The organism is Avibacterium sp. 21-586 (assembly GCF_026226775.1).
Taxonomy (GTDB): domain Bacteria; phylum Pseudomonadota; class Gammaproteobacteria; order Enterobacterales; family Pasteurellaceae; genus Avibacterium.
Map to the genome: position 1 here is coordinate 148,800 of NZ_JAKKOD010000002.1, position 23,590 is coordinate 172,389.

The window sequence follows — 23,590 nt, forward strand, 5'->3', positions numbered from 1 at the left end:
AATAATGGGCTTAAATTCCCTTCAATTTTTAGTTTATACCCTGATTAATGTTTTTAGTTTCGTACTAATTTTGCGTGCGTGGTTTCAGTATAGTAGCGTGGATTTTTATAATCCCTTTTCGCAAACCTTAGTGAAATTCACCCAGCCCGTGCTTGCCCCGTTGCAAAAATTTTTACCCACGGTGAAAGGCTTAAATACCGCAGCATTGCTACTATGTGTGGCGTTAGGTGTGGTTAAATATCCGTTAATGGATTTATTGGGTTCAACTCAAGTAACGGTTAATCCATTGCTTTATCTTTATATTGGTTTATTGCATAGCTTACGCACCATTGGGGAATTGGTGATTTATGTGTTGTTTTTCCAAGCCATTTTAAGTTGGTTTAACCGTGGGCAAAATCCGTTGCAATATACTCTTTATCAGCTCACACAACCTTTGCTTAACCCAATTCGCCGTATTTTACCGAGCACGGGAATGATTGATTTTTCGCCAATGTTATTGGCATTTTTGTTATTTTATGCCAATCGAGTAATGTACGACATTGCACCTATCTTATGGCAATTTGCTTAATCAATGCTATCGAGCAAAACGCACAAGGACTTCGGTTGCGGATTTTTCTGCAACCGAAAGCCAGTAAAGATCAAATTGTTGGCTTACACGACAACGAGCTAAAAATCACCATCACCGCTCCACCCGTTGATGGCCAAGCCAACGCCCATTTGCTTAAATTCCTAAGCAAAACTTTCAAAGTGCCCAAAAGCAGTATTCTCATCGAAAAAGGCGAATTCAATCGCCATAAACAAATTTTTATTCCTGCACCGAAAGTGATTCCTGAACAGGTTTTAGAGTTGTTGTGATAAAAAATGCTCTCAATCAATGAGAGCATTTTGTTTTTTAGAATTGATAATTAAAGGTGGCTATCATCTTGCGTTCTTGACGATTGTTGGTCTGAACACTGAAATCAAAAGTGTAATTACCAATATTTTTGGCAATTCCCACTTTACCTATCCATTCTTGTTTTGAACGCTGGAGCTTGTGTTCTTGTCCATTTAATTGAAGGCGATATGGATCGTCTAAGTTCACTTTCCAAGTCGGTTCAAGATAAAGGGCTATACCACCAATATGATAGCTAAATTTACTTGATAGCTGCGTTTGGATAGCAAAATGATGAGCGAGTTTACCATTATCTGGTAGCTTGCTATCTAGCAGATAGGAACCTAGCACGCCAATGCGAGGCTGAATGGTAAATTGGTTAAAGGTAAAGGTTTTATCATAACCAAGGTAAAGGTCGAGATAATCTGCGTGTACTGCGTTATCAAAAACGTGGCGATAACGAACAAAGCTAGAAAAATCATACCATTTTGTATTAGCACCAATACCTAACTGGTGGATATCATTATAACGATATTCAGCAAATGCCCCGACTTTCTTATGATCATTTAAGGATTGGTTAAACCCTGTTTGGAATCTTCCACCTAATCCTTGTTTATTGCTTTCACTTAATGTGGCTGTGAAATAATGATCATAGTTGAAATTATCAATGATAGAAACATCTACATCAGTTATATTTCTTAGCGTTTTAGCATATTTATCAAGATAATCTTGGGTAAACGCCTCTTGTTCAGAGGAAGTTTGAGTGGTAAGATTTTCTTCTTCGTCATTAGATTCCACAGTTTCTTCTATGGCTACAGTGCGATTGCTACCCTCAGCTTGTGTTGCTTGAGTAGTTGACGTTGAACTGCTTTCGTCATTGTTATTTCCATTAGATTCAACCGCATTGTCTGATGTATCTACGCTTTTATCTGGTGTTACAGTTGGGCTATCTTCAGCATTTTCAGATGAGGTTTTTGTTGCTAGATTTTCTCCTGAATTATCTTCCTTGTGCTGACTTTCCTCAATAGCAGAGAAATATTTCTGATGCTCATCCAGTTTAAAGGTGAATTCTGTTTTTTCTCCTAAAATTGTGGCTGTTACATCGTTACCAACTTTTAAGATGTATTTACCAAGAACAGATAAATTAATTTCATCATCAAGCATCAGCGTTGGATCGGCGACATAAATATCTAAGTGTCCACTTGATTCCGTCTTAATTACGGAAAGAGGATGATTCACAGCCAAACCATTAACCTCTCCCGGTTCAAAGAAATTAACAAAAAGACTATTACCTACTTTTACTGCGTGTTGTTGGGCATTTTGTCGTAAAATTTGAATTGTATTTGTATCAAAATGATTCACTTCATCGGCACTATAACCTGGCATAATGAGATAAGCATAGCTTGCATCTTTAGGCTCTTTTCCATGATTTAACCAAATTTTAGCAAATTTCGTTAAGCCATCTTTTCCTTTTTCGATAGAAGTATGTGGTTGTTGACCGTCAAGGATTTTATAGCTGATAGTTTGTTGTGTGGTGGGATTAGAAAAATAAATCGTATCACCAATTTTAGATAAAATTTGTTTTCCATTGATCACCCTATTATCAATGGTCGTAAATACTTCGCCTTCATCTGTACTAGTAATATTTGATCCTAGTGCTAATACTACATCACCCAGCATCACCCAAGATTTTTTCGCTGTAGTTTTATCGTTATGAGATGTGAAATCCATTGCAATAATAGCTTTAGTGGCGTTGCCTTGTGAACCATCTTCCTTAATACCATTATCAACACCACCTACAAATGTTTTACTACTACGATCTTTTAAATGTCGACGTTGATTTGACCCATCTTTTCGAGTAGCGTTGCTTTCGGTAGTTCCTGGTAGCATGTAAGGATCAACGTTATGCCAGTAATTTGTAAATGAATCAGTACTCTGATTATCGTAAATATAGGTCATTCCATCACCAGTGTACCAGCCTTGAGGATTCTCACCATTCATACTTTCATAGGCAGCTGTACGATTTGAATGCATTGCAATAACAACTGTTCCCTTAGGATTTTTTTGTACAGCGCGATCCATAAAAGAAAAACGTTTTACACCAACGGTTTCTGTCGGCTTAATATTGGGGTTATCAAGAATATTTTTTAAAATATTCCGCACCGTATCATTTGGTGCATCATCAAGAGAATAATGTTGTTCAAGTAATGTGCGTTTTAATAGTCCTTGTAATTCAGGCTTGTATGTTGCAGGTGCACTATCAATTAATAAGGAAATATCACTAATAAATCGTTTCGCGCGAGTAACATCGCTACTATTTGGTCGAGTAATCGCTCGTCCATTTACTGAATCATTCATTCCACCATTTATTAGTAACCAGCTATACCCTTTGAGAATCGATTCATAAATATTATCTATTTTAGGATCACCAAAAACAAAGGTTGGAGAATCTTTCAACATATATGCGAAAAGTCCTAATCCTTCAATTAGGACTGAAGCATAAGTACCATTATAAGCTACGGAAGAATGTTGAATAAATGAGCCGTCTGTATAAAATCCATCGTTTGCAATTTCATCGTTTGTATTTCTGATACTATTTTTTAGTTCCCCAACATCATAAATAGCTTCAATAGCACGCTGGATTTCATCCTCATTATGAGTTAATAACCCTCTTACTAGTGAAACAGTCGAGGTATCCGTTCTATTCCCACCTGTACTTATTCTTGTATTTGGAGATGTAGAATATTGTGCAGCTTCGGGATTTCCACCACTGGTAGTTGGATCTGGTTGAAAGTAAAGCGTGGCATCAATTAGTTGATTTTTCAATGTATCAGGTAAATCATTACTCATCAAAATAAGTACTTGATTTAAGGACTTAGGAATACCTATTTCCCAATGCCACCAGTTACCATATTCTTTACCTCCTATTTTATAACCACCTTCGTGAATTTTTTCTAAAGATGAAATTATCAGCTGTTTAGCTTCTTGATTTTGATAAAATTGTGAACCAGGTTTATTATATCCTATAGCTAAGTCTCTGATTGTATTAACTGTTGAACGAATTTTTGCCCCAACTGTTTTAGGTTGACTAAAATCGAAAGTATCACTATCTAAAAGAGTTTGTTTAGCCTTATTTGCAATATTATTTGTGTTATCTAGTGATACACTAGTAAGGTGTATTTTCCAATTTTGTAGTATTTGATCATAAGCATTCTGTGTTTTGGCATGTTCAATAGTCATAACAGAATTTGCCACAGCATAGACGGGTAAAGTAAGAGAGCTGGTTAACATCACAGATGCCAGCATACACATCACTTTTGATAAACGAAATCGAGGCATTTTTTTCTCCTTAAATAATAATGATGATAATAATCCGTGTATGCTACGAGGATGAAAAAGACAATTCAATTTCCATGTTTCAAAAATATGAGCGAGATCACAATAAAAATAAAAAGGTGTTTTATTTTTATTGTGTGGCGTTTATATACTGAATTTATTGACGGATTAAAGCAAGAAGGGCTGGGCTTTGTTTACTAGACAAAAGTGCGGTATTTCCCACCGCACTTTCTACTTTTTATATAACCAAATCATCTAGTCAATAAGATTTTATTCTTTTTCAACCAGTTACTCTGTTATTTAGAATGATTGCTAGTTTATGGCTGCAACAGGGAAGGAAAATGAATTGGCAATATATTTTTGATAATGTTCCAAAATTTATTGATGCCAGTATTATTACATTACAATTATCTTTTTGGAGTATTGTAATTTCTCTCATCATAGGGCTTTTCTGTGCAGTGACGATCAGCTATAAAATTCGTATTCTTAATTCCTTAGTAAAAGTTTATATTGAACTTTCTCGTAACACGCCTTTGCTTATTCAGCTTTTCTTCCTTTATTTTGGTCTATCCAAACTGGGGATTAAATTAGATGGATTGAGTTGCGCAATTATTGGATTAAGTTTTCTGGGCGGGAGTTATATGGCGGAGGCTATTCGTGCAGGAATTGAAAGTGTATCAAAAAGCCAGATCGAGTCGGCTTTAAGTTTAGGATTAACGCCCACACAAGCTTTTATTTATGTGATTGCACCACAGGCATTGACTGTTTCCCTTCCAGCTATTGGTGCGAATTGTCTTTTTTTGATGAAAGAAACATCCATTGCGAGTGCGATTGCTATTGCAGAATTAATGTTTATGGCAAAAGAGTTAATTGGTTTAGATTATAAAACTAATGAGGCTTTATTTTTACTTATTGTCTTTTATTTGATTATTTTGCTACCTGTTTCATTGTTGATTCATTATTTGGAAAAACGTACTCGTTATGCCAAATATGGGAGGATTTAATGAGCTTAGCTATTTTATTAGAAGGCAATAATCTGCAACGTTTATTTAATGGTTTGCTTATTACCGCCCAAATTTCGTTGATTTCGGTCTTCTTTTCTTGTTTTTTTGGGGTGTTTTTCGGCATTGTGATGACAAGTCATCGCACTGTAGTGCGAGGTATTAGTCGTTTCTATTTAGAAACTATACGAATTATCCCCTTATTAGTTTGGTTGTTTGTTGCGTATTTTGGGATAGCGAAATGGTTCAATATTCATTTAGATGGTATGACAGTATGTATTGGTGTTTTTATCTTCTGGGGGACTGCTGAAATGGGCGATTTAATGCGCAGCGCATTACATTCCATTGAAAAACATCAACGAGAATCCGCGTATGCGTTGGGCTTGAACAACACACAAACTTTTTTGTATGTACTACTCCCCCAAAGCCTTAAACGAGTTACACCGAGCGCAATTAATTTATTTACCCGAATGATCAAAACAAGTTCCCTTGCAATGTTAATAGGTGTGCTAGAGGTGGTGAAAGTCGGACAACAAATTATTGAAACTTCACTGTTTACTGATCCTTCCGCAGCATTTTGGATTTATGGGCTTATCTTTATCTTGTATTTCGCAATTTGCTATCCCCTTTCCTTATTTTCTCGTTATATAGAAAATCGTTGGGAGTAATAAAAGGAAATTAAAATGGCATTATTAGAAATTAACCAACTGGTAAAAAAATACGAAAAAACCACCGCACTTCAGGGTATTGATTTAGCTATAAAAAAGGGCGAAGTGGTGGTGTTACTCGGGCCTTCAGGCTGCGGAAAAAGCACCTTATTGCGTTGCATTAATGGGCTGGAATCCATTCAAGGTGGTGAAATCGTCTTGCAAGATCAAGGTGTGTTAGGCAAGCAAGTGCCTTGGGTGCAAGCTCGCCAACATATTGGAATGGTTTTTCAAAGCTATGAATTATTTTCTCATCTTTCTGTGATTGATAATATTTTGCTCGGCCCAATGAAAGTGCAAAAGCGTTCCCGTGCGGAGGTGGAAAAGCAAGCTGATGAATTACTTAAGCGAGTGGGATTATTAGATCGCAAAAATGCCTATCCAAGAGAACTTTCTGGTGGGCAAAAACAACGCATTGCTATTGTACGATCTTTATGTATGAACCCAGAAATTATGCTGTTTGATGAAGTCACCGCCGCCCTAGATCCAGAAATGGTACGTGAAGTATTAGACGTGATTTTGGAATTAGCTAAAGAGGGAATGACAATGCTTATTGTCACTCACGAAATGGCGTTTGCGCGCCAAGTGGCTGATCGCATTATTTTTATGGACGCAGGAAAAATCGTGGAGGAAAACACGCCAGATTTATTTTTTACTAATCCGAATACAGATCGCGCAAAGAGCTTTTTAAACATCTTAAACTATGAACCGAGAGGAATCGACTATGAAGAAAACATTTAAGAAAATCACCGCACTTTTGGCCACAACCGTACTGGCAGTAAGTTTAAGTGCTTGTAATGATAAAGAAAATAATACATCACAAGCTCGTCTTGAGCAGTTACAAAAAGCGGACAGTGTGCGCATTGGTGTGTTTAGCGACAAGCCACCTTTTGGCTATGTGGACAACCAAGGAAAAAGCCAAGGTTTTGATGTGGAAATTGCCAAAGCAATTACTAAGGATCTGCTTGGTGACGAAAACAAGGTGGAATATGTGCTAGTAGAGGCTGCTAATCGTGTGGAATATTTACAATCTAATAAAGTAGATATTATTTTGGCGAATTTTACCGTTACGCCTGCACGTAAAGAAGTGGTCGATTTTGCTAAACCTTATATGCAGGTTGCTTTAGGTGTGGTATCTAAAGATGGTGCGGTTATCACAGACATCAGCCAATTAGAAGGCAAAACGTTGTTAGTAAATAAAGGAACCACCGCAGATGCGTATTTCAGTAAAAATTATCCTAATATCAAATTATTAAAATTTGAACAAAATACAGAAACCTTTGAGGCTTTACGAGATGGACGTGGTGATGCGTTAGCACACGATAATACATTACTCTTTGCTTGGGCAAAAGAAAATCCAGGTTTCATTGTGGGTATCAAAAATCTAGGCGATCAAGATTTTATTGCACCAGCAGTGAAAAAAGGCGACACAGCATTACTCAATTGGCTTAACAATGAAATTGAGAAGTTAGGCAAGGAAGGCATATTGAAGCAAGCTTACGATAAAACCTTATTGCCTGTCTATGGCGATACAATTAGCGAAAAAGATGTCTTAGTGGCTTATTAAGTTTAAATTGAAAAAATAAAAAGTGCGGTGAAAAAATTTAACAAATTTCCACCGCACTTTTCTTTTTAGAGCATTAACTTATTGAAGTTTAATGTTTAATTTATAGCTAGACGTGAGTTTTTTGATGGGTTGTGCTTTTGGCTGTAGCATGCACACTTCATAGCGCCCTGTTTTTAGCAGAATATATGGCGTGTTTGGTGCGAAATTCTCTTCGCTGTACATAATGGCTTCAGCTATCCCTTTGGCACTTAATTTCACGGTTAAGGTTTGTCCTTCTTGAGCATAAAACGCATAACGGCGACATTGCCAACCTTTAATTTTAGCGCTGTAATTGGCTGATGATGCACTTTTTTAAATTTTACGTTAGTTATTGCGAAATCTGCCACATAGCTTGGCACGCTAGCCAACACCGCTGATCCAACCACTAATACAGAAATAATGTGTTTTACTGATTTCATGGAGCTCCAAATTGGATTGTGATTAAACTGAAAATTAGATAAGTTGATTACAGCCTAAGCTCAAAAATCTGTTTTTCAGGATTAACTCTAAAGCCAGCCATTTCTAACAAGGATTGTTGATGCGGATCTTGTTCCACCACCAAACGCGTGGATTGCGTGTAACGCACAAATTCTTTGGCTTTGGCAATAAGTGCGGTGTAAATTTCAGTAGAATTTTGTTGTGGCAGCACAAAAATATCCGTCAGTTGCCAATAGCGTTGCAGTTGTAAGGAAGAAAGACGGGGATAAAGCTGAATAAAGCCGAGAGCTTGGTGTTGATCGTCCACTGCAAGGAAGAAAATACTTTCACTAAAACGAATACGGTTGGTGAGAAACGTTAAGGTGCGATCAGGATTTTCCGCCATACCTTGTGAAAGACGATATTGTTCAAAAAGGGGCAGTAATAGCTCTAAATTCCATTGTTCAGCTTTAAAAATTTTCATATTGATGATTTTTTGTGAAATTCATACAGTAGATTGTAGCTTTTTAATCCAGAATAATCACCTTTTCACAAAAAATTTTTTCAAATTTGCCTAAAATCAACGGAAGCATAGAAAAAATTTGATATAGTAATGCGGTTATTTTTTATTAATTACTATGGAGAAAAATTATGGCACGTCGTCCTTTAGTTATGGGTAACTGGAAGTTAAACGGTAGCAAAGCGTTTACCAAAGAGCTAATCGAAGGCTTAAAAGCAGAATTAGCAGGCGTAAACGGTTGTGATGTGGCGATCGCACCGCCAGTGATGTATTTAGCCGAAGCCGAAGCGGCACTTGCAGGCAGCCAAATTGCCTTAGGCGCGCAAAATGTTGATGTAAACGTGCAAGGTGCGTTCACCGGTGATATTTCAACTGCAATGTTAAAAGATTTTGGTGCGAAATACATCATCATCGGCCATTCTGAACGCCGTACTTACCACAAAGAAAGTGATGAATTTATTGCGAAAAAATTCGCCGCACTTAAAGAAGCTGGTTTAGTGCCGGTGTTATGTATTGGTGAATCTGAAGCGGAAAACGAAGCAGGCAAAACGGAAGAAGTGTGCGCACGCCAAATTGATGCCGTGATTAATGCATTAGGCGTAGAAGCATTCAATGGCGCGGTCATTGCCTATGAGCCAATTTGGGCAATCGGCACAGGCAAATCAGCAACTCCAGCGCAAGCACAAGCGGTTCACGCCTTTATTCGTGGTCATATCGCAGCGAAATCTCAAGCAGTGGCAGATCAAGTGATCATTCAATACGGCGGTTCAGTAAATGATGCCAACGCCGCAGAATTATTTACCCAGCCAGACATTGACGGTGCATTAGTAGGCGGTGCTTCATTAAAAGCTCCGGCCTTTGCCGTGATCGTGAAAGCCGCAGCTGCAGCGAAAAATTAATTTTTGATATTATCTAAAAATTGCCCCATGAATTTCTTTTTGAGGGGCAATTTTGTTATTTCTTTCCTTGATTTTTTGGCAAGAACAATCCTTTCTTGACAATCTTCTAATAAATCTCTATAAAAACGCCCTTATTTAGACAAAAGTCTTGCGAATTTACGTTCATACAACCATTAACTCGAAATTTTTAAGGATCGGTAAAATGTTATCTGGAAAAGATGTGGCAATATTGGGAATGATGATTTTTTCCCTGTTTTTAGGCGCAGGAAATATTATTTTCCCACCAATGGAAGGCTATCAAGCTGGGAATTTATGGTTTTGGGGCGCTTTAGGTTTTTTATTAACAGGTGTTTTAATGCCTTTTATCACGCTTATCGTCGTAACGCTAAAAGGGCGTGGTGAAGAATTATCGGTGGATTTGCCGAAATGGGCACATGTTACCTTTTGGACAATTTTATATTTAGTAATCGGTTCAACCTTTGCAATGCCAAGGGTCACTAACGTTGCTTATGAAATGGCGTGGCAACCGCTTAATTTAATTTCTGGTGAATATTCGCATATTATTTTTGCTGTCGTGTTTAACTTAGTTGGAATGAGCTTTATGCTTGGACGTAGCACAATGATTTCTAGTATTGGGAAATTTATGGCGCCAACCTTGCTAGTGTTATTAGCGATAGTAGCTTTCCAAGTGGTTAATACACCGCTTTCTCCTGTGGTTGAACCTAGCGCCGCGTATAAAGATCATTCAGCTGTAGCAACAGGATTAATTAGTGGTTATCAAACAATGGATGTGCTTTCAGCAATGGCATTTGGTGGCATTGTCGCACGAGCATTGGCAGTCAAAGGTGTGTCTGATAGCCGTGCAATTGTACGATATACACTTACTGCTGGTACGGTATCCGTTGTGTTATTGAGTTTACTATATTTCTGCCTATTCTATTTAGGGGCTACAGGCGAGCAAGTGGCCAAAACATCTAGTAATGGTGGCCAGCTTTTCGCTCAATATGTGAATGCCTTATTTGGTCGAGAAGGATCTTGGATAATGAGTGGTATTGTGTTATTGGCGAGTCTTACTACGCTTGTTGGGGTCACTAGCGCTTGTGCCGATTATTTTTCTAAATTCCATCCACGTCTAAATTATACGTTTTTTGTGGTGATATTTACTATTAGTACGATTATTATTTCAGAAACTGGGCTAAATACCTTACTACGCGTTACCATTCCAGCATTATTATTGATATATCCTATAGCTATTATGCTAGTTGCAATGCAATTATTGCGCAAAAAATTGCATATTAATCGTAAAGGGTTTACCTTGATTATTGGCATAACGGCCTTATTTAGTATTATGGATAGCTTAAAAAATATGGAATTATTACCGCACTTTATCCAAGCTGGTTTAGATAAAATTCCATTACATCAAGAAGGATTAACTTGGTTATTACCAACACTATTGGGTATGATTTTTAGTATTCTATTTAAGAAGAACGAATCATGATTAGTTAATATGGAGAATATTCCTATGGATTTTAATAAAATTTTGAATCAAGTTTTTAATGTTGCCAAAGATCAGTTTGGTAAAACAATCAATGGTAATTCAACTGCAGATAAGGTAACTAAAGCAGGAGGTGGGGTAGCTGCGATAGGGCTACTTTCAATGTTATTTGGACGAAATGGCGGTGCAAGCCTGACCAAATTAGGATCTTTAGCTGCATTGGGAAGTTTAGCCTATCAAGCTTACCAACAATACCAGCAAAAAAATACACAAAATTCAACCGCACTTGATCCAACTCTTAGCGAAGAAACCTTTGTAGATACCGCAGAAAAAGCCACATCAGGGCAATTAATTCTGCAAACAATGATCGCCGCGGCCGCCGCAGATGGTGCAATAAGTGATGAAGAAAAACAACTCATCATCACTGAAGCGGGTAATGATCCTGAAGTGTACAACTGGCTACAAAAACAACTTGAACAGCCTATTTCAATTGCTGAAATTGCTCAACAAGTAGGTAGTGATACGGCATTAGCATCTCAAGTTTATTTGGCAGCTCGCGTTGTATGTGGTGAGTTAGATCGAAAAGAAATTGTTTTTCTTGGTAACCTTGCGACAGCGCTTAATCTCGATGATGCGTTAGTAGAACAGTTAGAAAAACAAGCTGGTTTTTAAAGTTCTAAACGTCCTATCTGGTCAAAATGGTGTACTAAATAGTGCACCATTTTTGTATTTCGATTATTTTTTTATTCACTCAAAAACCACAGCTCTAATCACATACAACCCCTAAATAAATTAGTTTTTTCGGTGAAATTTGGGTATAGTTTTTTCATCTCTGATGAAATTGTGAGATGTGATTTTTACGGGAAATTATTTTTAAGGAACGAAAAATGAAGCAATTGGTGCTAGATGTTTGTAATGAAGTGAAAAATAACCGAATTTACGATGCTTCAAACCCTTTATCGCAGGTGATTATTTTGTCCGTGAGCGATGGTATGGTAAGAGCAAAGGTAAAGACATTATGGCTTGATATATCAGCTTTGAGTGCGGATGGATTAGCTGATAAGGTGCAAGCGAATATATCTTTGTTACAAAACAAATTTGAGCACCCAATCAAATATATCCGACTAGAATGGGTATTAAATGCTAATTTGACTGTATGGGATAAATTTAACAATAATTTATCTCGTTATAAACGTAATTATTTCCGTGCAGGAATTGCGTTTGAAGGTAAACGCGAACCTTGGTTGCTATTAACAGAAATGGAGTTAAATGCAAATGCTTGTTTATATTCAGGGGCGGAGGTTACTTCTGCTTGTGTAAATCAAGACAACTTAGTGCGTTATATTAAGGCTCGTCACGGAAGTAGCCAGATGCCTGATTTTGTGTCTGATGAAAAAGTGATTGTATTTCAAACAGCTGGCTTTTTCATTGATGTAGAAAATGCACAATACTATAGTTTAGATACGCAGCCTCGTTATCAAGGGCATCGTAAAGTTACTAATTTTGAGCTTCCACAAGTGGAGCAATTAATCCAGTTATCAACGCATTATTTATCTGAGCAAGTTAAAGAAAATGGTATGTATGAATATGGTTATTTTCCTTGCTTCGATCGCATTATTCCTACTTACAATACCTTGCGCCATGCGAGTAGTACTTATGCAATGCTAGAGGGTTATCAATCCTATTATCAACAAGCACTGAGTCGCGATCAGAATATTGATGAAAAATGCTTTGCAGATGTGAAAGTGCAAATAGATAAGGCATTAGATTATTTAATTACACAGTCAATTCGGGATTATGCAGATAAAGCTTATGTCATTGATATGGGGAATGAAATCAAATTAGGGGCAAATGCAGTTGCCATTTTGGCTTTGGTTAAGTATTTGACCGTATTCCCGACCACTTCGCGTAAGCAACAATATCTTGCGCTTTGTGAAAAATTAGCTTGTGGCATTTTGGCGATGCAGAAAGCTAACGGTGGGTTTGTGCATGTTCTCAATGCCGAGGATTTGTCAGTAAAAGAAGAAAATCGCATTATTTATTATGATGGAGAAGCGGCCTTTGGGTTAATGCGTCTTTATGGCATAGATAAAGATCCACGTTGGTTGGATTGTGTGGTTCAAGCATTTGATTATTTTATTGAAAATAAACATGAAAAAGCTCACGATCACTGGTTGTCCTACTGCTCCAATGAGCTAGTCAAATACTTACCAGAGAAAAAATATTTTGCGTTTGCGGTAAGAAATATTGATGGTTATGTGAGTTTTATTAATAATCGTATTACTACTTTCCCAACCTTGCTAGAACTTTCAGTCGCCTTTCACAAAATGTTATTAAAGCTCGATGAGTTTCCTGAATACAAAGATGAAGTTTTGGCAGATTTTGATGTATCCCTGTTCTATCAAGCTTTACATAATCGAGCAAAATATTTAATTAATGGTTTCTTCTATCCTGAAGTAGCGATGTTTTTCAAGAACCCACAAAGAATTTTGCATGGTTTTTTTATCCGTCATCACGCTTTCCGTGTGCGTATTGATGATGTAGAGCATTATTTATCTGGACTGGTTGGATATAGAGAAATTCTTTTAAGCGGAAAATATCCAACAAGCCAGGTAAAAGGATCCAGTACAGAAATACCCAATTTATTAAACAAAGTAACATTGCCTAGAATTACAAATGGCCGTTGGATTGTTGAACCAAAAGAAAGTTGGTTTGCGAGTGGGATTTGTGCTTGGCCAAAAAGTTTTAAACCGCATCATTTATTGGTTGAACGTGGTAAAGGAATGACGCAGGGATACTTACCTAGAGTGAGCATTAATTCATTATTAAGAAGAGAAGCAGCGGGAGTAATCACAGATGATGAGAATGCGATTTATACAACAGATGTGCCAGTATTATTGGTTAAAGATATTCGCCGTGCTGTACTAGATATTGGCTTGGCATCAAGAAACGCATTTAAAGGTAAGGTAATAGGTGTAACTGGAAGTGCGGGTAAAACAAGTACGGTTTTTATGCTTTCTCATACTTTAAACCAAATTGGAAAAGTAGAACAAACTTTATCTAGCGCTAACTTGCCAATAGGAATAGCTTGGAATATGGCATCAATGAATCAGCGCGATGATTTTTGGGTATTGGAGATGGCAATAGGCAATATGAGTCTTAATAGTCAGTTAGTACAGCCAGATGTTGCAATTATTACTAATATTGCACCGGCTCATCTTGAATATCATCATACAGTTGAAAATATCGCACTGAAAAAAGCACGTATTTTTGAGTCAATGAAAAAGGGACAATTGGCGGTTATCTGTCGTGATATTCCACAATTTGATTTAATTGCACCCTTAGCAGAAGCCAAAGGATTGAAGGTGTTAACTTATGGAGAGCATTCACAGGCAGATGTTAAGTTAATAACTTATAGTAAAAGAGTATCTGAAATTGTTTTCCCTGACGGCGCAACAGTTCAAGTGAAATTAGCCGTAAGTGGTAAGCATTTTGTGCTAAATGCGATGGCAATTTTGGCGATTGCTCATTATTTTCAGTTTGATATGAAAAAAATCCTTGCTGGATTATCTTCTTTTTCACCTGTATCAGGACGAAATGAACAATTTAAAACCCAATTCCACGGTTTTAATATTGAGGTGATTGATGATGCTTATAATGCCAATCCACTTTCAATGTGTGCAGCATTGGATAATTTTGCTGAAATTGCACAACCAATTAAGAACAAAGTACTTATTATTGGCGATATGTTGGAATTAGGCAAGGATAGCGATCATTATCATCACCAGTTGGGAGAGAGACTTAAAACCATCGAAGTGCGCCACATTATATTAGTAGGGAGTATTGTGGGTAGAGTGGTCGCACCTATTTTATCACAGGTAAAACAAAGCGTTTCTATATTTGATAATGTGAAGCAGTTAAAAATAGCATTACCAGACCTTATAAAAGAACATGACTTAATCTTGCTGAAAGGTTCCAACTCCATTGGATTAAGTGGATTATTTATTAGAGAAGCTTGATCTAAATCAAAGAGTTTTTCAATTATACCAAATAAGGGTGATGGAGTTTTGATCTATTCCATAATAAATTTCAATCACACCTTGTTCGTCTTTTGCACAGGTGGCTGTGTGGTCTTTACAGATTATGTTCAATAAAAAAGAAACTATTTAAGAAAAGTTTCAGTTTCTTTTTTATTCTAGGACTATTGATAATTTTTCCACTAATCAGTTTTAGATATCCATTTTATCATAATTGGACTCTTGGAGCTTGACAATTATCAATTTAATTCTGTAAGTAGGTCCTCTAAAAAATGCATATTAAACGTAAAACCTATTGGTTTTGCGAGTAGTATTTTCTTAAATATATTATTCATCATTAGTATACCGTCACAGGCTTAATAGAAAGCTTTTTGATGAGTTTTTATTAAGCCTGAAAATAAAATTTATTCCGATAGAGAATGAATTTCTTTATGTAATATTTTAACCAAGAGGAATCCAATTTTATGATATTAAAATATCAAAAACTTGCTTTGCTATTATTCCCTTTAGCGACCGTAGGATGTTCATCTCAAAACTTAACTTGGGTTGATACGGTCAGCGTGCCTTACACCAACTCCGTTCAAGAAGGATATGCTTCAGTTGTGATTTACCGTGAAGCTCATGCGATTGAAGGACCGACAGTTAATACTTATATCAATGGCGAATATTTGGCTTCTTTACAACCAAACGCCTACCGTCAAGAGATGGTTTGTGCCGAAAATCAACGTTTATATGCGGAGTTTACTCACCAAGACCCAGGTTATCGTGAAAAAGCAAAAGACGGTACTTATTATGATTTACCGGTCAATGCGGTGTCATTCTTTAAAGTGGTTTCCCACAATGGAAGACCAGCTTTACAAGCTGTCGCACCAGAACAAGCGAAAGAAGAATTAAAAGGGTTGCCAGAGCAAACCCATACCTTAGCCCGTGTGGACCACTTAAAATCTTGTCCTAAAGTGTTAAAAAAATACAATCTAGAGGCCTCTGCCCTATTTAAATTTAACCGTGCAGATTATCAAAATATGCTACCAAAAGGTAAACAAGAAATTGCCGAAGTGGCAGCAGACATTAAACAAAATCTAGATAAGATTGCAGATATTGTTGTTGTAGGCCATACCGACCCAGAAGGTAATGACGCATACAATCTAAAATTATCGACAAAACGTGCAGACACCGTGAAAAGAGCGCTTACTGCTGGTGGCATTGATGGTCGTCTAATTAAAGCGGAAGGGCGTGGAGAAACGGAATTACTTATTGCAAATTGCCGTGAATTACATCCGAAAAATGCCAAAGCACGCCAAATGTGTAACCAACCAAATCGTCGTGTAAGCATTGTTGTACACGGAACACAAGAATAATCGTGTTTAGATATATTATCTAAGAAATTTAAGAGTTTAAAGGTAAAAAAGTAATGACAAAACAAATCACATTAAAGATTAATGATGCGAAGCAAACGCGAGAAACAATTAATATTACAGCGGGCAAAAAGCAAGCGGTAGAAGTGAGCGCGAAAGGCAAAGTCAATTATCAGTTAATTGATGACCAAACAGGCTTTGGTCCTGAAAATATTATGATTAAACGTGATGGAAAAGATTTAAAAATCGCGTTTGAAGGTTCAGATATTGAAAGTCCAGATTTAATCATCAAAGATTATTATGATGAAAATGGCCAAGCAGCGGATACTAGCTTGCTTGTTGGTTTACATGAAAATGGCAACGTTTACCCTTATGTGCCAGAAAGCACCTTAAAAGCGGATGCAGTAACAGAGCTTTCAGATCAGGAATCAGCAGGGCAAGCATTAGGTGGCGAACCGATTGGCGCATTATGGGCATTTAGTCCGTGGTGGTTATTAGGTTTAATCCCGCTAGCACTGGGTGGGATTGCATTGGCACATGGTGGTAAAAGTAGTAAAGATACGACTCCACCAACAGCACCTGATGTTATTGCAAACGATGACGGTAGCGTAGTGATTAATCCACCGAGAGATGCAGATACGAAAAAAGTCACAACCGAATATGTTGATGAAAATGACCAATCACATACTATCGTGACAGAAAAAGGCAGTGATGGAAAATGGACGATTACTAACCCAAGTGATAATCCAGGTGTAACGATTGATCCAAATACTGGTGTGGTAACCATTCCTGCTGATAAAGTAAAAGACGGCAGCGATGTAGTCGGCAGGGCAACTGATGAAGCTGGCAACGAAGGACCAGAAGGGCGTGATACTGCGGGTAACAATCCTGATACGACTGCACCAGCTTCTCCTGATGTAGAAGCGCAAAATGATGGTTCAGTAAAAATTGCCCCACCAGCTGACGAAGACACAAAAAAAGTAGAAATCACTTATCCTGGTGAAGATGGTAGAGACCATACAGTCACCGTAGAAAAAGGTGAAGATGGTACTTGGATGATTACGAATCCAGATGAGAATCCAGGTGTAACAGTTGATCCAAAAACTGGCATTGTTACCATTCCAGAAGACAAAGTAAAAGACGGTGGCGAAGTAACTGCAACCGCAACAGACGAAGCTGGTAATACAAGTGAAGGCGATAGTGACGCAGCTAAGGCTCCACCAGTAAAAGCCCCTATCGTTGAGATTCTTGACGGCGGTGATGGCATCTTAAACGGCGAAGAAGTAAAAGACGGCGTTCAAGTGAAAATCACCCTACCAAAGGGAGCCAAAGAAGGTAATACGGTAGAAGTGGATACCGATGGTGACGGTGAGCCAGATGTAACTGTTACACTTACATCAAAAGACATCGAAAAAGGTGAAATCATTGTTGACGTACCAACAGAAGATGTACCAGCAACTGGCGGCACATTAACTGTATCAGCAACCATCACGAATAACGATGGTGCAGTAAGCCCTAAAGGCACTGATGAAGCCAAAGTTGACACTGCCGCACCAAAACCAGATGTTGATGCTAACCAAGATGGTTCAGTGACAGTTGACCCAGTTGACCCAGACACAACAGAAGTAAACATCACCTACCCAGGTGAAGACGATATCGATCATACCGTTGATGTGGTGAAAGACCCTGAAACGGGTAAATGGGAAATCACTAATCCAGATAAAAACCCAGGGGTAACTGTTGATCCAGATACAGGTATCGTAACCATCCCAGCAGATAAAGTGAAAGGTGGTGGCGAAGTAACTGTTACGACTACGGATGAAGCAGGTAACACTGGTACAGATAGCGACACTGCGAAAGAACCTATTGACTTAACTGACAAAGAACCACCGCGCGGTCAACCAGGTGTTGAAATTCTTGATGGCGGCGATGGTGTATTGAACGGCAAAGAAATTGAAGATGGCGTTCAAGTGAAAGTGACCCTACCAAACGATGCCAAAGAAGGTGACACCGTAGAAGTTGACACTGATGGTGATGGCCAACCAGATGTAACTAAAACGCTTACACCAGAAGACATTGCCAATGGTGAAATCATTGTTACTGTACCAGCAGACGATATCCCAGAAACAGGCGGTACACTAAAAGTCACTGCAAAAGTGGTGAATCCAGATGGCGTTGACAGCCCTAAAGGTCGCGATACCAGTACAGTTGACACAACTCCACCAGGTAAACCAGATGTAATAGCGCAGCCAGATGGCTCAATCACTGTTGTACCACCAGCGGATAAAGATACAAAAGAAGTAGAAGTAACTTATCCAGGTGAAGACGGTAAAGACCACACTGTAACGGTGGAAAAAGGTGATGACGGCACTTGGACGATCACTAACCCAGATGAAAACCCAGGTGTAACTGTAGATCCAGAAACTGGCGTAATCACTATTCCAGAAGATAAAGTGAAAGACGGCGGTGAAGTTACAGGTAAAGCAATAGACGAAGCAGGCAATACAGGCAAAGACGATACTGTAACTGCGGAAGAGAAACCAAATATTCCAAAAGATCCAATTGACACCGTTGCACCAAGTGCACCAGATGTGGATGCGAAAGATAATGGTTCAGTTGTTGTAACACCACCTACAGATAAAGATACCAAAGAAGTAGAAATCACCTACACTGATGAAGACGGTAATGATAAAACCGTAACCGTAGAGAAAGGTGATGATGACACTTGGAGAATCACTAACCCAGATGAAAACCCAGGTGTAGAAGTGGATCCAAATACCGGCGTTGTGACCATTCCTGCTGATAAAGTAAAAGACGGTAGCGAAGTAGTAGGTCGTGCAACTGATGAAACTGGTAATGTAGGTCCGGAGGATAGGGATACAGCGAAAGACGCCACTGCACCCACCTCTCCTGATGTAGAAGCACAAAACGACGGTTCTGTGAAAGTGGCGCCACCAGCTGATCCTGATACCAAAGAAGTGACCATTACATACACGGATGAGTCAGGTAACGAACATACCTCAACAGTAGAAAAAGGGGATGACGGTAAATGGACCACCAGCGATCCTAACCTAACGGTTGACCCCAACACTGGTATCGTGACTATTCCAGCTGACAAAGTGAAGGATGGTAGTGATGTAACCGCCACTGCCACAGATGATAGTGGCAATGTGAGCGAGCCTGATACGGATACGGCCAAAGAAGCACCGATTGGTGCACCGACTGTAACTATTTTGGACGGTGGCGATGGTATTTTGAATGCAGATGAAATTGAAAATGGTGTCAAAGTAGAAACTGGTCTACCTCAAGGTGCTAAACCTGGCGATACGGTAAATGTTGATGTCAATGGCGATGGTGTGCCAGATCAAAACATCATTCTTACCGAAGAAGACATTACCAAAGGTAAGATTGAAGTGGCCATTCCTACAGAAGACCTGCCAGAAACAGGAGGCACTTTAGAAGTGACGGCCACCATTACTAACAGCAGCGGAGCCGTTAGTCCAAAAGGCAATGACATTTCAACTATTGATACAGCTGCTCCTAAACCAGATGTTGATGCTAACCAAGATGGTTCAGTGACAGTTGACCCAGTTGATCCAGACACAACAGAAGTAAACATCACCTACCCAGGTGAAGACGATATCGATCATACCGTTGACGTGGTGAAAGACCCTGAAACGGGTAAATGGGAAATCACAAATCCAGACGAGAACCCTGGTGTAAGCATTGATCCTGACACTGGAGTGGTAACCATTCCAGCTGATAAAGTAAAAGATAACGGCACCGTAACTGCCACCGCAACAGACAAAGCAGGTAACACCGGTACAGATAGCGACACTGCGAAAGAACCTATTGACTTAACAGACAAAGAACCACCACGCGGTCAACCTGGTGTTGAAATTCTTGATGGCGGTGATGGCGTATTGAACAGCAAAGAAATTGAAGATGGCGTTCAAGTGAAAGTGACCCTACCAAACGATGCCAAAGAAGGTGACACCGTAGAAGTTGACACTGATGGTGATGGTCAACCAGATGTAACTAAAACGCTTACACCAGAAGACATCGCCAATGGTGAAATCATTGTTACTGTACCAGCAGACGATATCCCAGAAACAGGCGGTACACTAAAAGTAACCGCAAAAGTGGTGAATCCAGATGGTGTTGACAGCCCTAAAGGTCGCGATACCAGTACAGTTGACACAACGCCACCAGGTAAACCTGATGTGGTAGCCCAACCAGATGGTTCAGTGACCATAGAACCACCAGTTGATCCGGATACTAAAGAAGTGGACATCATCTATCCAGGTGAAGATGGCACTGATCACACTGTTGTGGTGGTGAGAGATCCTGAAACAGGTAAATGGGAAATTACCAATCCAGAAGATAATCCAGGAGTAACGGTTGATCCAAATACAGGAGTGGTGACTATTCCAGCGGATAAAGTGGCTGATGACAAACCTGTTAGCGCAACAGCAACAGACAAAGCAGGGAATACAGGTGATCCTGACAGCGATACCACTAACCCAGTGCCGAACATTCCAAAAGAGCCAGTAGACACGGTTTCTCCAGGTGCACCAGATGTGATAGCTCAACCAGATGGTTCAGTGACGATTGCACCGCCGACGGATCCGGACATTAAGGATGTAAACATCACTTACACAGATGAAGATGGTAACGATCACACAGTAACTGTAGAAAAAGGTATAGACGGTACTTGGACAATCCTCAACCCAGAAGAAAACCCAGGTGTAGAAGTGGATCAAAATACTGGTGTTGTGACTATTCCGGCAGATAAAGTACAAGATGGTTCAGAGGTTACGGCACGTGGAACAGACGATGCGGGTAATGTAGGTCCAGAGGATAGTGATACAGCAAAAGGCAATAATGAAAGCGATGCCGACGCTGATGCTGATGCGGACGCTGATGCCGATGCAGACGCTGATGCTGATGCGGACGCTGACGCCGATGCAGACGCTGACGCAGATGCGGATGCTGACGCCGATGCTGATGCTGATGCCGACGCTGATGCCGATGCAGACGCCGATGCCGATGCTGACGCAGATGCCGATGCTGACGCAGATGCCGATGCTGACGCAGATGCCGATGCTGATGCTGACGCCGATGCCGATGCGGACGCAGATGCCGATGCTGACGCCGATGCCGACGCCGACGCCGATGCAGACGCTGATGCCGACGCCGACGCGGATGCTGATGCCGATGCCGATGCCGATGCCGATGCTGACGCAGATGCCGATGCCGACGCGGATGCTGATGCTGACGCAGATGCCGATGCCGATGCTGACGCGGATGCTGATGCCGACGCTGATGCTGATGCCGATGCTGATGCCGATGCTGACGCAGATGCAGATGCCGATGCTGACGCTGATGCCGACGCCGATGCTGACGCTGATGCCGATGCTGATGCTGACGCAGATGCTGATGCGGATGCCGACGCTGATGCTGATGCTGATGCTGACGCTGATGCTGATGCTGACGCTGATGCTGATGCTGATGCTGACGCAGATGCTGATGCGGATGCCGACGCAGATGCGGATGCTGACGCCGATGCTGATAATGACCCACCAGTTGCAGAGAATGATAAAGGTGAAGGTTCATATGATAAACCTGCAACAGGTAATGTATTGAGCAATGACAGTGATCCTGATGACGACCCATTAACAGTTACTGAAGCAAAAGTGGATGTGGATGGTGATGGTGTACCAGATTCGTTGGTTTTAGGACAAGAGACAGCAATCACTAAAGATGGTCAAAACATTGCAAAGGTAACAGTGAATAGTGATGGTAGTTATACTGTAACGCCAGAAAAAGGATATACTGGTCCACTTCCAACCATTGAGTATACAGTCAGCGATGGTAAAGAGACGGCTACAGCTACATTGGAAGTGCAAAATAAAAACTTCTCAAAGGTTCAACCTACCATTGACATTGATACTTTCGCAGAGGATCACCAAGGCCCATTGGATAGAGATGGTTACGCAACCATTAATAGCCAAGAGAAAGCCAGTGGCTTTACGATTGAAGGTTCAACCACCAATGTTGAAGATGGCCAAACAGTTACTGTTAAAGTCATTGAAAATGGAGTAGTAGTGTTCGAAGGAACGCCTCAAGTACAAGGTGGTCGTTGGTCGGTATCAGTTGGACCAGATGCCGATTGGATTAAGGATGGCGTGAGCTATGTTATAGAAGCTACAGTGGCAAATAAAGCAGGGACAAGTGTGTTTGATATTGATACCACTAATCCAACTGATTTAGGTATCAATGTGATTGATGGCTTGAATCGCTTAACTGTGGATATGACTGAAACGACTGGTCCATCTAATGCAGGTACTGAGTGGGCGGGCAGTATTTCTCAACCGAGCTACCAAAAGAGTGTTGCGGATTCGACTTATAAATTTACTGCAGACTCTGATTTATTGGTCGTTAAGCAAACTATTGATGGAGGTCCTAATGATGCAGCGATTGAGATTAACAGTGGTGCTGGTAATGATATCATCAAAACAGGCTATATCATTGGTGGAGAAACCTTAGGACAAGTAGTCAATATTAATACTGGTGATGGTAACGACTATCTTAACTTGGATAATTCTACTGAAGCACGATTAAATAATGCTGTGGTCGATATGGGAAATGGTAATGATGAAATGTATGTCCTTAACCAAGGTATTAATGGTTCGACTATTATTGCTGGCTCAGGTGATGACTTACTACAAACAACCATTTTGGCAGGTAATAACCGCATTGATATGGGTGATGGGAATGATGTTGTTGTAATTAGTGGTCAGCCAAGTAATGGTAGTGGCTACAGTGGTTCAGATAACCAAATAGATTTTGGTACTGGTGATAAAGATTTGTTGATTATTGCCAGTCACCGTTATGATGATGATAACGACATCTATTCTTCTGACTTGCTTACCAACTTAGAGTACCTTGAGCTTGAAGGAGAGCACTACACCTTTAATTTCAGTCAATTCCAAGGTGATAATTTGCATGTATATGGCACAGCAAGTGCTAATAAATGGCAAACTGGTATTGATAGAGATACTAAAGGTCAGCAGGTAACATTTGAAACACCACAAGGTGAAACTGTGACAGGTTACACTTATAATACTTACTCAAATGGTACAGTGATAGTTGAAGAAGAACTGGCTCGTAGCTGGAATATTCTGTAATATCTATCCTATCAAATAGATGGTTGCTAAAAGCTCACTTCGGTGAGCTTTTTTTATAGAGGAAAGAACTTATTTTTATTTGCTTAAACATTAGCTAATGGAAGAAAAGTTACAGATTGCACCAGAAAAATAAATGCTTCAGAGCGAATTTATCAT

Annotated in this window: 16 protein-coding genes; 12 read left to right on the plus strand and 4 right to left on the minus strand. The window is 39.6% G+C overall.

Features of this window, described 5'->3' with window-relative positions:
* Window positions 1-4: 4 nt before the first annotated feature.
* Together L5B71_RS08275 and yggU are read left to right on the plus strand one after the other, a co-directional pair.
* On the plus strand, window positions 5-568 hold the full coding sequence (locus L5B71_RS08275; RefSeq protein WP_265757919.1) for a YggT family protein: 564 nt from the start codon (window positions 5-7) through the stop codon (window positions 566-568).
* Complete coding sequence (gene yggU, locus L5B71_RS08280) at window positions 553-855, plus strand: DUF167 family protein YggU (protein ID WP_268741562.1); 303 nt, start codon at window positions 553-555, stop codon at window positions 853-855. Before L5B71_RS08275 ends, yggU begins: the two co-directional genes overlap by 16 nt.
* 37 nt (window positions 856-892) lie before the next feature.
* On the opposite strand, the gene L5B71_RS08285 is transcribed toward yggU, so the two are convergent.
* The gene (locus L5B71_RS08285; protein WP_265757920.1) at window positions 893-4,210 is read right to left on the minus strand and encodes a polysaccharide lyase 8 family protein; all 3,318 of its coding nucleotides are present in this window, start codon (window positions 4,208-4,210) and stop codon (window positions 893-895) included.
* Window positions 4,211-4,548: 338 nt separating this feature from the next.
* On the opposite strand from L5B71_RS08285, the gene L5B71_RS08290 reads away from it, so the two are divergent.
* Genes L5B71_RS08290 through L5B71_RS08305 form a run of 4 tightly spaced genes read left to right on the plus strand, consistent with a single transcriptional unit; the run spans window position 4,549 to window position 7,482 of the window.
* Window positions 4,549-5,211 carry an amino acid ABC transporter permease gene (locus L5B71_RS08290; protein WP_265757921.1) on the plus strand — a complete coding sequence of 221 codons (663 nt, stop codon included), beginning with the start codon at window positions 4,549-4,551 and terminating at the stop codon, window positions 5,209-5,211.
* Window positions 5,211-5,876, plus strand: coding sequence for an amino acid ABC transporter permease (locus L5B71_RS08295; protein WP_265757922.1), 666 nt, complete (start codon window positions 5,211-5,213; stop codon window positions 5,874-5,876). The genes L5B71_RS08290 and L5B71_RS08295 overlap by 1 nt, the downstream gene beginning before the upstream one ends.
* Before the next feature lie 15 nt (window positions 5,877-5,891).
* Window positions 5,892-6,656 carry an amino acid ABC transporter ATP-binding protein gene (locus tag L5B71_RS08300; protein ID WP_265757923.1) on the plus strand — a complete coding sequence of 255 codons (765 nt, stop codon included), beginning with the start codon at window positions 5,892-5,894 and terminating at the stop codon, window positions 6,654-6,656.
* A complete protein-coding gene (locus L5B71_RS08305) occupies window positions 6,640-7,482 on the plus strand; it encodes a cysteine ABC transporter substrate-binding protein (RefSeq protein WP_265757924.1) in 843 nt (280 codons plus the stop codon). The genes L5B71_RS08300 and L5B71_RS08305 overlap by 17 nt, the downstream gene beginning before the upstream one ends.
* 78 nt (window positions 7,483-7,560) lie before the next feature.
* On the opposite strand, the gene L5B71_RS08310 is transcribed toward L5B71_RS08305, so the two are convergent.
* From L5B71_RS08310 to L5B71_RS08320, 3 genes are read right to left on the minus strand one after another with little or no spacing between them, the layout of a single operon-like run.
* Window positions 7,561-7,740 carry a hypothetical protein gene (locus L5B71_RS08310; protein WP_265757925.1) on the minus strand — a complete coding sequence of 60 codons (180 nt, stop codon included), beginning with the start codon at window positions 7,738-7,740 and terminating at the stop codon, window positions 7,561-7,563.
* A gap of 2 nt (window positions 7,741-7,742) precedes the next feature.
* Window positions 7,743-7,940: a hypothetical protein gene (locus L5B71_RS08315; RefSeq protein WP_265757926.1), complete on the minus strand. Its 198-nt coding sequence runs from the start codon at window positions 7,938-7,940 to the stop codon at window positions 7,743-7,745.
* Between the two features lie 47 nt (window positions 7,941-7,987).
* On the minus strand, window positions 7,988-8,422 hold the full coding sequence (locus tag L5B71_RS08320; protein ID WP_265757927.1) for a GNAT family N-acetyltransferase: 435 nt from the start codon (window positions 8,420-8,422) through the stop codon (window positions 7,988-7,990).
* 167 nt (window positions 8,423-8,589) lie between these two features.
* Here L5B71_RS08320 and tpiA point away from each other — a divergent pair, with 167 nt between their 5' ends.
* The 6 genes from tpiA to L5B71_RS08350 all read left to right on the plus strand — a co-directional run bounded on the left by tpiA (window position 8,590) and on the right by L5B71_RS08350 (window position 23,434).
* A complete protein-coding gene (gene tpiA / locus L5B71_RS08325; RefSeq protein WP_017805179.1) occupies window positions 8,590-9,357 on the plus strand; it encodes a triose-phosphate isomerase in 768 nt (255 codons plus the stop codon).
* Between the two features lie 202 nt (window positions 9,358-9,559).
* Window positions 9,560-10,855 carry a branched-chain amino acid transport system II carrier protein gene (brnQ, locus tag L5B71_RS08330; protein ID WP_265757928.1) on the plus strand — a complete coding sequence of 432 codons (1,296 nt, stop codon included), beginning with the start codon at window positions 9,560-9,562 and terminating at the stop codon, window positions 10,853-10,855.
* A 24-nt stretch (window positions 10,856-10,879) separates the two neighbouring features.
* Window positions 10,880-11,524, plus strand: a complete 645-nt coding sequence (locus tag L5B71_RS08335; protein ID WP_265757929.1) for a tellurite resistance TerB family protein — start codon at window positions 10,880-10,882, stop codon at window positions 11,522-11,524.
* Window positions 11,525-11,739: 215 nt separating this feature from the next.
* Entirely contained in the window at window positions 11,740-14,871 is a 3,132-nt protein-coding gene (locus L5B71_RS08340; RefSeq protein WP_265757930.1) for a UDP-N-acetylmuramoyl-tripeptide--D-alanyl-D-alanine ligase, read from the plus strand.
* Between the two features lie 482 nt (window positions 14,872-15,353).
* Complete coding sequence (locus tag L5B71_RS08345) at window positions 15,354-16,247, plus strand: OmpA family protein (RefSeq protein WP_265757931.1); 894 nt, start codon at window positions 15,354-15,356, stop codon at window positions 16,245-16,247.
* A gap of 53 nt (window positions 16,248-16,300) precedes the next feature.
* Window positions 16,301-23,434: an Ig-like domain-containing protein gene (locus L5B71_RS08350; protein WP_265757932.1), complete on the plus strand. Its 7,134-nt coding sequence runs from the start codon at window positions 16,301-16,303 to the stop codon at window positions 23,432-23,434.
* Window positions 23,435-23,590: the final 156 nt, after the last annotated feature.

Coding starts and splice junctions, on each gene's coding strand:
- L5B71_RS08300 (WP_265757923.1), top strand. CDS start 5,892: ATGGCATTATTAGAAATTAACCAACTGGTAAAAAAATACGAAAAAACC.
- tpiA (WP_017805179.1), top strand. CDS start 8,590: ATGGCACGTCGTCCTTTAGTTATGGGTAACTGGAAGTTAAACGGTAGC.
- L5B71_RS08350 (WP_265757932.1), top strand. CDS start 16,301: ATGACAAAACAAATCACATTAAAGATTAATGATGCGAAGCAAACGCGA.
- L5B71_RS08315 (WP_265757926.1), bottom strand. CDS start 7,940: ATGAAATCAGTAAAACACATTATTTCTGTATTAGTGGTTGGATCAGCG.
- brnQ (WP_265757928.1), top strand. CDS start 9,560: ATGTTATCTGGAAAAGATGTGGCAATATTGGGAATGATGATTTTTTCC.
- L5B71_RS08345 (WP_265757931.1), top strand. CDS start 15,354: ATGATATTAAAATATCAAAAACTTGCTTTGCTATTATTCCCTTTAGCG.
- L5B71_RS08320 (WP_265757927.1), bottom strand. CDS start 8,422: ATGAAAATTTTTAAAGCTGAACAATGGAATTTAGAGCTATTACTGCCC.
- L5B71_RS08295 (WP_265757922.1), top strand. CDS start 5,211: ATGAGCTTAGCTATTTTATTAGAAGGCAATAATCTGCAACGTTTATTT.
- L5B71_RS08275 (WP_265757919.1), top strand. CDS start 5: ATGGGCTTAAATTCCCTTCAATTTTTAGTTTATACCCTGATTAATGTT.
- L5B71_RS08340 (WP_265757930.1), top strand. CDS start 11,740: ATGAAGCAATTGGTGCTAGATGTTTGTAATGAAGTGAAAAATAACCGA.
- L5B71_RS08335 (WP_265757929.1), top strand. CDS start 10,880: ATGGATTTTAATAAAATTTTGAATCAAGTTTTTAATGTTGCCAAAGAT.
- L5B71_RS08290 (WP_265757921.1), top strand. CDS start 4,549: ATGAATTGGCAATATATTTTTGATAATGTTCCAAAATTTATTGATGCC.
- L5B71_RS08285 (WP_265757920.1), bottom strand. CDS start 4,210: ATGCCTCGATTTCGTTTATCAAAAGTGATGTGTATGCTGGCATCTGTG.
- yggU (WP_268741562.1), top strand. CDS start 553: ATGGCAATTTGCTTAATCAATGCTATCGAGCAAAACGCACAAGGACTT.
- L5B71_RS08305 (WP_265757924.1), top strand. CDS start 6,640: ATGAAGAAAACATTTAAGAAAATCACCGCACTTTTGGCCACAACCGTA.